The organism is Ruminococcus bovis, assembly GCF_005601135.1.
In the GTDB taxonomy this organism is placed as follows: Bacteria; Bacillota; Clostridia; order Oscillospirales; family Acutalibacteraceae; genus Ruminococcoides; species Ruminococcoides bovis.
Genome location: NZ_CP039381.1, coordinates 2,376,975 through 2,389,998 on the forward strand (window position 1 = coordinate 2,376,975; position 13,024 = coordinate 2,389,998).

A 13,024-nucleotide genomic window follows, 5' to 3' on the forward strand; every position below is an offset into this window, starting at 1 on the left:
CGGATTTTTGCACAAGATATTGTGTTAATTAGTGTGCAACATTACCAAATGAATGGCTATTTTTGTCTTCTGCGTTTAAAACCTCCAAACATTTTCTTAGGTGGTGGTGTGGGGATGTTCCAATCCACCAAGATAGTATCCTCTCCTATTAGACCGATTTTAGACCAAGGAATGATAAAATCTTGCTTTCTGCCTAGCAATCCAAAACACCTAAAACCACCATATATTATAAGTGAACAAAGTGTAGCATTACAGGTATCTATCTCTAGGTCATCAACATAACCGATTCTACAACCATTTGAACGATTAATCACCTCCTTATGACGAAGTTCATAAAAACTACAATTCATAGTAACCTCCGTTGACTTTTTAATTTACCTTTGTTATTATTAATATGTATATAAATTTATTAATATAACCCGGAGGTTAATATGGATTATAAATTATTTTGTGATTCAACTTGTGATTTAACTGATGAAATTGCTAAGGAACAAAATATTGAAATTATCCCTATGCAATTTTCTGTTGATAACAAAAACTACTCTCATTATCTTGATGAAAGAGAAATGACATTAAGCGACTTTTATGCTGCACTTAAAAACGGCGCTAATGTAACAACTGCTCAAGTTCAATACGATACATTTGCAAATAGCTTTGAACCGTTCTTAAAGGAAGGTAAGGATATTATTTATATTTGCTTTACTTCCGGTATGAGTGGCACATATAACACTTGCAAAATTGCAGTTGAGGAATTGAAAGAAAAGTATCCTGAAAGAAAGATTTGTGTAATTGACTCACTTTCAGCTTCTGTTGGTGAAGGTTATCTCGCTTATCTTGCCGGTGTTAAGATGAATGAGGGTGCTACATTTGAAGAACTATGTGACTATATTGAAAATACAAAGATGAAAATTTGTCACTGGTTTGTTGTTGACGATTTAGACCAACTAAAAAAAGGTGGCAGAATCGGTGCTTTATCAGCAGCTTTCGGTAAGGCATTACAGATTAAACCTCTTATCTCTGTTGATAATGACGGTAAACTAATTGCAGTTGCAAAAATCAGAGGTAATATGAAAACATATTCAACTCTAATTGACAGAGCTAACAGAGATGGTGTAAACCTAAAGGAACAAACAGTTTTTGTTGCACATGCCGAATGTCCTGAAAAAGCTGAAAAGCTAAAAGAAATGGTTGCTCCACTAGTTAAGGAAGTTAAAATTGTTAAAGTCGGACCAATCATCGGTTCTCATGTTGGTCAAGGTATGTTTGCACTTACATTCCAAGGTGAAAGAAACTTATCTTAATTTTAATAAAATTTACACAGAAAGAAATCCGTACTCAAATGAGTACGGATTTTTTATCTTTTGTTATGATTTGAAGACTGCAATAGGCACATCAAAAATATTCCTATTAACGCACCTACAAATAATCCTATAATAAAACCTAAAAGCATATTATTGTTCACCTACCCTTTGACAATTTTATATTAAGGATTATGAGATAATACTTTAGGGTGAGATAATGACTATTTATATTGACACATTAATTTTTTCTAACACTATTATTGATTACCTCTTGCTAAGTATTACTACAAAAATTTTGAAAATTAATTACAAATTATACAGAATAATTCTTGGTTCACTATTTGGTGGGATTTCTTCTTTAACTATATTATTACCTTGGGGAAATTTCCTATTCAATTTTGTCGTAAAGCTAACAATAATTTCAATAACAATTCTTATTTCATTTGGTTATAAAGATAAAATGACATTTGGTAAAAGAACTTTTGTACTTTTCTTAATTACAAGTTTATTTAGTGGGTTAATACTTTTTATGTTATCAATTATTAAAAGTGATTTTATTATGATAAAAAACAATATAGTTTACTTCAATATCTCCCCTATATTGTTAATTATTTTTACTACTATATCATACTTTATACTTAGTATAATTGAGAAAATTAGAATTGACAGAAAAGATTTAATACACAAAATAACTTTTATTTTCAATGAGAATAAATATAGTTTTCTCTCAAAATATGATACTTGTTGCAACATAAAAGAACCTTTTAGTGGGAATGAAGCAATCTTGGTTGAAAGAGAACTGATAAATACAATAATTGTTCCTGAAGGTAAAATTAGAATTATTCCTTTTAATTCACTTGGAGGTGAAGGGTTGATAGAAGGATTTTTGCCTGACGAACTTTACATAGACAATATTAGAATTGAAAAACAAGTTTATATTGGCATTACAAACAATATATTTAAAAATGAAGTGAAGTCTATATTTAACTATAAAAATATATGTGAGTGATTTTATGATTAGACAATTAGTAAATAAAGTAAAATTAATACTTTGCAAAAATGATGTGTTTTACATTAACAGTAGTGAGTCCTTACCACCACCTTTGACTAAAGAAGAAGAACAAAATCTGTATGATGAAATTTCTCAAGGAAAAGAAAGTAGTAAAAATAAACTTATTGTTCACAACCTTAGACTAGTTGTTTATATAGCAAAAAAGTTTGAAAATTCAGGTGTACCTATTGATGACTTAATTTCTATCGGTACAATCGGACTTATTAAAGCAGTAAACACATTTTCTCCTGAAAGAAGTATCAAACTAGCTACATATGCAAGTAGATGTATTGAAAATGAAATACTTATGTATCTTAGAAAAACTTCTAATATGAAAAATGAAGTTTCTATTGAAGAACCTCTCAACACCGATTGGGACGGTAATGAACTTTTACTATGTGATATTCTTGGTAGTGAAGCTGACATTGTAAACAAAGACATTGAACAGGAACTTGAAAAAAAGTTACTGTTACAAGCAGTTGACAAACTAAATTCAAGAGAAAAGCTAATTATGGAAATGAGGTTTGGTTTAAACAGTAAGAAAGAATTTACTCAAAAGCAAGTTGCTGATGAGTTGGGAATATCACAATCATACATTTCAAGGCTAGAGAAGAAAATAATTAAAAGACTTAGAAATGATTTGAAAAAAGTGGTATAAAAAAGAAACACGGTATTGGTATTTCTCTTAATTAACTAACTAGAAATACATACCGTGTTTTCTATTATTTATCTGTCCATCTGTGAAGAAACATCTTCGATACCGTCTTCAACATCATCAGCTGCATCTTTTACTGCATCTCCGGCATCTTGAACAACATTACCTGCCTCACCGATTACTCCGTCATTATCATTGTTATCATTTTTATTATTGGTTGAGTTTTCTGTACTTGAAGTCATTTCTGTTGTGGAAGTGGAAGTTTCTGTTGTAGATTCGCTTGTGGATGTAGTAGTTGAGTCAACTTTGCCCTTATCTTTATTGCCACAACCTACAAGAGAAAATGCCAAAATAATTGCCATAAACACAGGTATAATAATTTTTTTCATTTTATCACCTCATAAAAAATTACCGTACCACAAGGTACGGTAATAGTGTGCAACAAAATTTTTAAATTATTAGTTTTATGGATAAATAGTTTCAATAATTTTCTTAGCATCATTTACCCATTTAAAGATAGTAATGCCACCGTCTTCTCTATATTCAACACAAAGTCCTGATTCTTTGCCGTTTTTGAAGTTTGCAATATATGATAATTTACCATATTTATCAAATCTTGCACCTACACCCTCAGGCTTGTTGTTGCTCCAAGTACCGGCATGGAATGAACCATCAGATGAACGAACACCTACACCAAAGCCATTACGCTTATTGTCTTTCCATTCACCTGTATAACAAAGACCACCATTCTTATAATAGAATGAACCAAAACCGTTTCGCTTATTGTTTTTGTAGTTACCTTCATAAGCAGTTTTGCCATTTGACATTTCTGTTCGACCATAACCATCACGCATACAGTCATCATTAATATCACCGTAGTAACAATATTTTTCATTGCCACTATTGATGATTAGGTCAGCATTTTTATCAAATCTTTCAGCTTGAGGTGTTTCGTTAACACTTGTAACTATCTTTGGTGGTTCATTTTCTTTACTGTTATTCATCATTGCATTTAGAACTTCACGCAATATTTCTTCATTAGTAAAGTTAGGTGCAACCTTAGTATCATCATCAATAGAATTTTCTTCCACTGTATCTTGTTGTTCAGTAGGCTTTTCTTCTACTTGATTTTCTTCGACAGTAGTATTTTCGGTTTCTTCTACTGAATCAGTTTCACCGATAATATCCTCTGTCTTTTCATCATTAGTATCGGCAGAATTTTCTTCAATATTACTTTGTTCATCAGTATTTTCAGAAGTTTCAACTTCTTCTTTTTCTTCATCAACTACTGTCTCATTAATTTCAATGTTATCTTCAATATTTTCTTCGATAGTTGTAGTTTCTTCCGGCTCAACTGTATTTTCTGTAGTATCATCAATTTCAGCTGAAATAGATTCTAATTCAACTGTATCTTCATTATCTAAAGCAATATTTTCTAAATCTAATGATGAAGAACCTTCAACATCATCAAATACAGATGGGTTGTCCTCTTCATTAAAATCAAAATACTCTGACTTAGAAATATCAAAGGTTTGGTTCATATTTTTCTTTAGATTAAAGTCATTGTCTTTAAAGTTAAAGCCTGTTTCTCTATCCTCAGGAGTGTTGTAAACCTTTGGAGCATTTCTATCAGCTATAATAGTTTTTGCTCTTTCTACTTCTCTTTTAACACAACGGATTTCTTCATCAGTACCAAAATACACAACACCTCTATTTGTTAGGGCTGTAACTGTAATATAAGGATTGCGTTCTGCTAAAATTTCAAGTACTTCATCATCTTCATTAATTTCAAGAAGATGCAAGTCTGCATTAAGGGACTGACCTCTATAATAAAGCACAGGTTCATCACCATTTGTACCACAAGAAACAACAACTGTTTCATCATCTAGAGCAAAAGTAACTGTCTTGATAGTATGGTCATTAGAAAATTCAATAGAACAAACCTGCTTACCTTCATCGTTATAAGTTCTTATTTCATAAGAATTGATAGAAACAATAACAGATTCTTCAATAGTCTTTTTGTTCTTCTGAACAACCCACTTCATAGGTTTATTCTTTTCAAGATTGTATGTATATTTAATTGTAAAATCATTGAAATTCTGAACAATTTTGTCGGATTGTCTCTTGTTATGCTCAAAAAAGTTCTTTCTAATCTTAGAAAGAATATCATCCTTAACACTATAAGGAATGAAAGAATTAAAAGACATTCCGTAAATTATCAAATTTTCTTCATAAAATGTGGACATAAACTTTGCTCCTTAAAGTAAAGGCACAGTTTATAACTGTGCCTTCATTTAGTAATAATCGGATTACATTGAAATTGTCTTCGCAATTTCATATAGGTGAGTATCAAATACTCTTTCCATATTAAGTGCTTCTGTAATATCGTAGTCAACAATCTTGCCGTCCTTAAGAGCAACAACTCTCTTTGACTTACCTTCTGCAAGAAGTTCAACTGCTTTGTAACCCATTTCTGAAGCAACAACTCTGTCACGAAGTGTTGGAGAACCACCACGCTGAACATGACCAAGAATTGTAGCACGAGATTCAATGCCTGTTCTTCTTTCGATATACTTAGCTAGGTCAACAGAACCACCAACACCTTCAGCAACAACAACGATAAAGTGCTGTTTGCCGTTCTTTCTTGTTTCAAGAATTCTTGAGATAACATCCTTTTCAATGTTGTATGGAACTTCAGGAACAAGAATTGCAGTAGCACCACAGCTAATACCTGTCTGAAGTGCAATATCACCACATCTTCTACCCATAACTTCAACAACAGAACATCTATCATGTGACTGTGAAGTATCACGGATTTTATCAACCATTTCCATTGCTGTGTTCATAGCAGTATCGAAACCTACTGTATAGTCAGAACAAGCAATATCATTATCTATAGTACCTGGGATACCAATACAAGGAACACCAGCCTCTGAAAGAGCTCTGGCACCCATAAATGAACCGTCACCACCGATAACAACAACACCTTTAACCCCCATATCCATACAGTTTTGAGCAGCATGTTGGATACCTTCAGGAGTCTGGAACTCTTTACTTCTAGCAGTATAAAGAATTGTACCACCTAAGCTAAGAATATTTGTAACAGAACGAAGATCCATTTCTACAAAATCTTTCTTTAGAAGTCCACGGTAACCTCTCTTGATACCAAGAACATTAAAACCTTTGTTAATACCTGAACGAACAACTGCTCTTACGGCAGCATTCATACCCGGTGCGTCGCCACCACTAGTTAGCACTGCGATTGCATCTTTTGCCATTGTTAATTCCCCCTGGATATTAATTAATTACATTTACTTTACCATTATAATACATAAGTACGGTAATAATCAAGTATAATTTTCTGTTTTTACTTAATTACAACATTTTCTTTACCTAATATGTAATATAATTCATCAATTAGTACATCATTTACATCAGCCCACAAGGCACGAGGGGCTTTGTACTGTTTGTTTTCATCGGTAACATAAAAGATAACCATTGTACTTCCGGAGAAAATTTCAAGAATATTTTTTACTTTCTTAAATTTTTTACTGTTTCTACTAGTAATCCTTAAGTACAGTTTATCAGGTTTTACTATTCTTTTGTTGTCGATTCTTGTTATTGGAGATAACTTTTTTTCTCTTCTACTTGGTAATTCTGTTGGAATGTTGTCTTTTGGTGGTGCAGGTCTGATTTGATTTACAATGACCTTAGGGTCTTCATTTTCTCTTTTATTGACAGTACCAATCAGTTCAACAATATTACTTTCAAAAATATAGTTACCATAGTCAGCTAAAGTTTTTGGGAAGATAATTGCCTCCATCATACCGTATTTATCTTCTACATTAAGGAAAGACATCATTTGGTTTGACTTTGTAATTTTGTTCTTTACCTTATCAATAATCACAAATAGTTTAATCTGCTGACCGTCTCTATAACGCATATTATCTTTATTGATTACATCACCTACCCTATCGGCTCGGATAAGTTTTGCATAATTATCATATTGTGATAAAGGATGACCACTAAGGTACATACCTGCTATTTCTTTTTCCATTGCTAAAAGTTCAGAAAAAGGAAATTCCGAAACATCAGGCATATTAACTGTTTTTGTATTTTCTTCCTTACTGTCACCCATATCAAAGAAAGAAAGCTGACCTTCTACATTTTTTCTATGGTCATATTCTAAATTTTCAAGAATATTTTTATAAACAGAAAGCATTTGCTTTCTATTTGCTCCTAAGTTATCTAAAGCACCTGACTTAATCAGACTTTCGATACCTCTGCTATTCATATTCTTGCCATATAGTCTTTTGCAAAAATCATAAAATGAAGTGAATTTTCCATTCTTTCTTTCTTCAATTATTTCATCAATAAAGTTTCTGCCAAGATTCTTTATTGCTAAAAGTCCAAAACGGATATTGTTATCAACCGGTGTAAAGCCACTGTATGAATAATTTACACTTGGTGGCAAAACTTTAATACCGATATGCTCACATTCTTCAATATATACTGCAAGTTTGTTTTGGTTATCAAGTACACTGGTTAATAATGATGCCATATAGTACTTTGGGTAATAACATTTTAGGTATGCAGTTTGGTAAGAAACTGTTGCATAAGATGCTGCATGAGATTTGTTGAAAGCATAGGAAGCAAAACTTTCCATTTCATTATAAATAGAATTTGCAGTTGCTTTATCAACACCTCGTCTAATACAACCCTCTACTTCAACTTCACCATTTTCATTTACAAGACCGTTAATGAAAATTTCTCTTTCCTTTTCCATAACATCATGCTTTTTCTTACTCATTGCTCTTCTTACAATATCAGCTCTACCTAGTGAGTAACCGGCAAGTTTACGGAAAATCTGCATTACTTGTTCTTGATAAACAATACAACCATATGTAACCCTTAAAATATCTTCAAGTAAAGGGTGTTTATATTTAATTTTCCTTGGGTTATGACGATTTTCAATATATGTTGGAATACTATCCATTGGTCCGGGACGATACAGAGAAATAACTGCAATTAAATCTTCAAGGCTGTTAGGTTTTAGCTGAGTTAAAACTCTTTTCATACCGGCACTTTCAAACTGGAACACACCTTCTGACTGACCTTTTGACATCATATCAAAAACACCTTTGTCATCTAAAGGAATATTTTCTATTGAAAAATCTTTATTTTCTCTATGAATCATCTTAACTGCATCATCTATTACAGTTAAGTTACGAAGTCCTAAGAAGTCCATTTTTAGAAGTCCAAGTTCTTCCAAAGTTGTCATAGTAAACTGAGTTACCACATTATCGTCATTCTTTGAAAGTGGTACATAATCAGATACAGGGTCTTTGGTAATTACAACACCGGCTGCATGCATTGTTGCATGTCGTGGCATACCTTCAATCTGTTTACTCATATCAATCAGTTCTTTGATTTGAGCATCTGTATCATACATTTTCTTTAGGTCAGGGTTTTGCTGAAGTGCTTTATCAAGTGTCATACCAATTTCAAATGGTATTAACTTAGCTACTTGGTCACATACTGCGTATGAAACACCTGTTGCTCTGCCTACATCACGAACAACACCTCTTGCTTGCATTGTACCGAATGCAATAATTTGAGCTACTTTATCCTTACCGTATTTATCAATTACATACTGAATAACTTCAGGTCGTCTTTTATTGCAAAAATCAATATCAAAGTCAGGCATTGACACTCTTTCAGGGTTTAAAAATCTTTCAAAAAGTAAATCGTACTTTATAGGGTCAATACCTGTAATACCGATACAATAAGCACAAAGTGAACCTGCACCTGAACCTCTACCCGGTCCTACAGGAATACCACTTCTCTTTGCAAACTGTACAAAGTCATTGACAATTAGATAGTAGTCAACAAAACCCATTGACTTAATAACACCAAGCTCATATTCCAACCTATCTACAATAGATTTATCGGGATTACTGCCATAATGCTTGTACAAACCCTCATAACAATTTCGCTTAAAATATTCGTAATGGTCCTCATTATTCGGAACATCAAAATTAGGAAGTTTCCTTACACCAAACTCAAATTCTACATTACATCTATCAGCAATTTTCTGTGTATTTTCATAAGCAGAAGTAAGGTCAGGAAAAAGGCTTTTCATCTCTTCTTCTGTTTTTAAATAGAATTCCTCAGTTTGGAATTCCATTTTGTCGTCATCATAGATAGTATGGTTAGTTTGAATACAAAGTAGCACTTCATGCATTTTGCTTTCTGACTTTTCAATATAATGACAGTCATTTGTTACTACCATAGGAATATTAAGTTCCCTTGAAATTTGCTTAATTTTATCTGCTACTAAAATTTCTTCTTTTATATTATGGTTTTGAAGTTCAAGGAAATAATTATCTTTACCAAACAAATCTTGATAATACTTTGCAACTTCTTTCGCACCCTTATAATCATTAGCCAAAATTCTCTGTGGCACTTCACCTGCCAAACAAGCAGAAAGACAAATTAAACCTTCGTGATATTTTTCAAGTAATTCTCTATCAATTCTAGGTTTCTTATAAAAACCCTCAGTAAAACCGGCTGAAACTAATTTGATTAAGTTTTGATAGCCTTTATTATTTTCACAAAGTAAAATTAAGTGGTAATAATCTCTGTCTTGTTGAAATCTTGAATTAGGTGCAACATAAACTTCACAACCAATAATAGGCTTAATACCATTCTTTTTGCATGCTCTATAAAAATCAATTACACCATACATTACACCATGGTCAGTAATTGCCAAAGCATTCATATTTTTTTCTTTACACGCAGAAGCGAGCCTATCAATACGACAGGCTCCATCTAATAAACTATATTCACTATGTAAATGTAAATGAACAAATGCCATTTTACTCACCTATAACTTTGGAAATAATCTTGCCATCTGTTACATTAATAGCAAGTGTATCTCCATTTTTAACATCCTTAACTGAAGTGACGGTTTTATCATTATTTGTAACAACAGAATAACCTCTTTTTAGAGTTGATACCGGATTAAGTGACTCTAGTTTTGTTGCCAGAAGTTCAATTTTGTTAGCAGTATTTTGGAATATTCTGTTACTGTTATTCTCATACTTTTGACTTAGAAAGTCTAAATCATTATATAATTTTGCAATTTTATCATCAGGTGAAAGTGACAATAACTTTGTTGTCATTTCTGAAACAACATTATTATTTTCAATTAACTTTTTATCCATTAATGATGATAAATATTGTCTTTGGGCATCTAGATTTTGCAAAATTTCGTTTCTATCAGGTACTGCAAGTTCTGCACCTGCTGATGGAGTTGGTGCTCTTAAATCAGACACAAAGTCACAAATTGTAAAGTCAGTTTCGTGACCTACTGCTGAAATTACAGGAATGTGGCTATTATAGATTGCATAGGCTAAATTTTCGTCATTAAACGCCCATAAATCTTCAATAGAACCACCACCTCTACCGATGATGATGGTATCGCACAAATCATATTCATTTAACTTATTAACTGCATCAATAAGTTGAGGAACAGCATTATCTCCTTGAACAAGAACAGGACATAGAATTATATTAACTGAAGGAAATCTTCTGGTTAAAATATTCTTAATGTCTTGTACTGCTGCACCTGTTGGGCTGGTAATTACACCAATAGTCTTTGGGCAATACGGAATAGGTTTCTTATGACTTTGGTCAAACAGACCTTTTGACTGCAACTTCTCTTTCAGTTGTTCATAAGCTTGATATAAAGCACCTATACCGTCAGGTTGCATATCTTCAATATAATACTGATACTGACCTGTAGCCTCATACAAAGTAACTCTACCTCTGCAAATTACTTTCATACCCTCCATAGGTTTAAACTTTAAGTTACGGGCATTTCCGGCAAACATAACTGCACGAATAACAGACTTATTATCCTTTAGAGAAAGGTAAATATGACCACTTCTATAGTGGTCGGTTAAGTTAGAAATCTCACCACACAAAAAGACATAATTAAGCCTTGGGTCACTGTCTAAAACAGACTTAACATAAAAATTCAGTTGTGAAACAGTTAAAATTTTAGGTTCAACCGGTAGCATCTTTCCATCCTCTATATGCAAGGCAAGAAATACCAACTGCATTATCTGTTGAATATTCAGGCTTTGCAAAAACACAATCTAATCTTTTTTCCATACTTTCTCTAATAATGCTATTGCTCATTACACCACCTGCAAAAACAAGTGGCAAATCTCCGTACTTATCTTTTAAAGCAATAGCCATTTTATAGATAGTTTCTTCAATATACTTTAAGCAATAAAAAGCAACTTCTTCTTTAGGTACATTATTATCTATCATTTTTTTACATTGATTTTCAACACCACTGATACAACAATTTGTACCCTTTAGTGTTGGTTTAGGTTTTACTTTACCCTTAAAATTAAGTGCAAGTTTCTCAAGTTCTTTACCACAAGGGAAAGTACAACCAAGAAGTAAGCCAATTCTGTCAACTGCTTGACCTGCATTTAAGTCAAGTGTATTGGCTACTAAATCAATATTAAAATCTTCATCAACTAGCAATGCCTCAGTTGTACCACCACTAACATGGAAAGAAATAAACTCCTTGCCTATTAAGTCAAGTCTATTAGCTGAATAAAGTGCTGACACAATATGACCATGTTGATGGGTAAATTCATATAAAGGTACATTTAGTAATGTTGAAAGTGACCTTGCTAAACCAAGTCCCACAGTAAAACAAGGCATATAACTACCTTCTACCGGTCTTGGTTTTGCTGATACACCTACTGCTGTAATAGGCTTATCAATATACTTCTTGACTTTTTCTACAAGGTCAGGAAGTTGCTGAGTATGGTGAAAAACTGCATCACTTTGGCGAATACCTTTCTCACCGACTTTAACAGGTAACAGCTTTCTTGCACTATAGTCCTTGTGGTTGTCACTATCATACAAAGCAACCGATGTTGTATAGTTGCTTGTATCTATTCCAAGAAACAAAGGCATTATAAATCCCTTGCAATAGCACCCAGTACGCCATTGACAAATTTATATTCATCTTCACCTGAGAACTTCTTACTTAGTTCTACTGCCTCATTGATAGTTACATTTGACGGAATATCATCAAGGTATTTTAGTTCATAAACTGCTAAACGCATAATACCAAGAGAAACTTTATTAATTCTTTCAATCTTCCATTTACCTGAAAGGTGAGAAGAAATAATTTCATCAATTTCTTCTACATGCTGAGTTACACCATCAGCACATTTTAGGGCAAATTCAGAATAAGTATCATCTCTTGATTCTTCAGCACATTCTGAAATTTCTTCTATTGAACTATTTGTAAATAGCTTTTCAAAACAAATTAAAAAAGCCTGTTCTCTTTCTTCACGGCGTGTAATATTGTTATCACTCATAATTACTATCTCCTCAAAAATATTAATGTGATTATATCATATTTTTAAGGTAATGTAAATATAGCTAAATCTCAGTTATTGTGATATTTTCAAAATTTATGCCTGTTTGACCATACACAACATCCTTGATAATCATAGGACTTGACTTTTTCATATCTTCTTTCGGTACTACAACAGAACAACCTTTTTCTGTGATACAACATAAACAATCAGTAAAGCCTTTTGCTTTTAGTAGGTTTTCAATATTAGTTTGGTATGTAATATACTTTTCGATTTTTTCTGCTTGAGCCTTTGCACTATCTTTTGAGTCAGTTGATGAGTCGGATTTTTCCAGCACTTCTTTTGCAATATCCACAACCTTATCTTGGGACTGTTCTCTCTTGGTTCTGGCATCTGCAAAGTAATTTGACTGTTTTGAAGATAATTTTGTCTTTGACGGTGAAGTTACTGTTGTGTCATTATTTACATATTCGGCAGCACCAAGTTCTTTTGTTGAAGAAGTCAGCAGAGTATTATCTCCACCAAACTGCCAATTTAAATATACTGCTGCACCTAGAGCTATTACTAAGGCAGCTACTATTAAATTTCTTTTTTTCATTTTCAT

At 32.6% G+C, this 13,024-nt stretch carries 13 protein-coding genes; 3 read left to right on the plus strand and 10 right to left on the minus strand.

Annotation, left to right across the window (positions count from 1 at the left end):
• Positions 1-56: 56 nt before the first annotated feature.
• The gene (locus tag E5Z56_RS11240) at positions 57-350 is read right to left on the minus strand and encodes a YlmC/YmxH family sporulation protein (RefSeq protein WP_022506330.1); all 294 of its coding nucleotides are present in this window, start codon (positions 348-350) and stop codon (positions 57-59) included.
• An 81-nt stretch (positions 351-431) separates the two neighbouring features.
• Between E5Z56_RS11240 and E5Z56_RS11245 the strand changes: the two genes are divergently transcribed.
• Complete coding sequence (locus E5Z56_RS11245) at positions 432-1,301, plus strand: DegV family protein (RefSeq protein ID WP_138157868.1); 870 nt, start codon at positions 432-434, stop codon at positions 1,299-1,301.
• Positions 1,302-1,354: 53 nt separating this feature from the next.
• On the opposite strand, the gene E5Z56_RS12265 is transcribed toward E5Z56_RS11245, so the two are convergent.
• A complete protein-coding gene (locus tag E5Z56_RS12265; protein WP_138157869.1) occupies positions 1,355-1,450 on the minus strand; it encodes a DUF3789 domain-containing protein in 96 nt (31 codons plus the stop codon).
• A gap of 68 nt (positions 1,451-1,518) precedes the next feature.
• Here E5Z56_RS12265 and E5Z56_RS11255 point away from each other — a divergent pair, with 68 nt between their 5' ends.
• Together E5Z56_RS11255 and sigE are read left to right on the plus strand one after the other, a co-directional pair.
• Positions 1,519-2,310, plus strand: a complete 792-nt coding sequence (locus E5Z56_RS11255) for a sigma-E processing peptidase SpoIIGA (protein WP_138157870.1) — start codon at positions 1,519-1,521, stop codon at positions 2,308-2,310.
• A 4-nt stretch (positions 2,311-2,314) separates the two neighbouring features.
• Positions 2,315-3,010 (plus strand): RNA polymerase sporulation sigma factor SigE, encoded by a 696-nt coding sequence (gene sigE, locus E5Z56_RS11260; protein ID WP_138157871.1) that lies wholly within the window; start codon positions 2,315-2,317, stop codon positions 3,008-3,010.
• Between the two features lie 68 nt (positions 3,011-3,078).
• On the opposite strand, the gene E5Z56_RS11265 is transcribed toward sigE, so the two are convergent.
• The 8 genes from E5Z56_RS11265 to E5Z56_RS11300 all read right to left on the minus strand — a co-directional run bounded on the left by E5Z56_RS11265 (position 3,079) and on the right by E5Z56_RS11300 (position 13,024).
• Positions 3,079-3,396, minus strand: a complete 318-nt coding sequence (locus E5Z56_RS11265) for a hypothetical protein (RefSeq protein ID WP_138157872.1) — start codon at positions 3,394-3,396, stop codon at positions 3,079-3,081.
• Between the two features lie 75 nt (positions 3,397-3,471).
• Complete coding sequence (locus tag E5Z56_RS11270; protein WP_138157873.1) at positions 3,472-5,253, minus strand: MORN repeat-containing protein; 1,782 nt, start codon at positions 5,251-5,253, stop codon at positions 3,472-3,474.
• A gap of 63 nt (positions 5,254-5,316) precedes the next feature.
• Positions 5,317-6,285, minus strand: a complete 969-nt coding sequence (gene pfkA, locus E5Z56_RS11275) for a 6-phosphofructokinase (protein WP_138157874.1) — start codon at positions 6,283-6,285, stop codon at positions 5,317-5,319.
• Positions 6,286-6,374: 89 nt separating this feature from the next.
• On the minus strand, positions 6,375-9,884 hold the full coding sequence (locus E5Z56_RS11280; protein ID WP_138157875.1) for a DNA polymerase III subunit alpha: 3,510 nt from the start codon (positions 9,882-9,884) through the stop codon (positions 6,375-6,377).
• Position 9,885: 1 nt separating this feature from the next.
• Positions 9,886-11,091, minus strand: coding sequence for an exodeoxyribonuclease VII large subunit (gene xseA / locus E5Z56_RS11285; RefSeq protein ID WP_138157876.1), 1,206 nt, complete (start codon positions 11,089-11,091; stop codon positions 9,886-9,888).
• Entirely contained in the window at positions 11,078-12,010 is a 933-nt protein-coding gene (locus E5Z56_RS11290; protein WP_138157877.1) for a tRNA (adenosine(37)-N6)-threonylcarbamoyltransferase complex transferase subunit TsaD, read from the minus strand. Before E5Z56_RS11290 ends, xseA begins: the two co-directional genes overlap by 14 nt.
• Positions 12,010-12,420 carry a transcription antitermination factor NusB gene (gene nusB / locus E5Z56_RS11295; RefSeq protein ID WP_232842449.1) on the minus strand — a complete coding sequence of 137 codons (411 nt, stop codon included), beginning with the start codon at positions 12,418-12,420 and terminating at the stop codon, positions 12,010-12,012. Before nusB ends, E5Z56_RS11290 begins: the two co-directional genes overlap by 1 nt.
• Positions 12,421-12,484: 64 nt before the next feature.
• Positions 12,485-13,024 carry a SpoIIIAH-like family protein gene (locus E5Z56_RS11300; RefSeq protein ID WP_138157878.1) on the minus strand — a complete coding sequence of 180 codons (540 nt, stop codon included), beginning with the start codon at positions 13,022-13,024 and terminating at the stop codon, positions 12,485-12,487.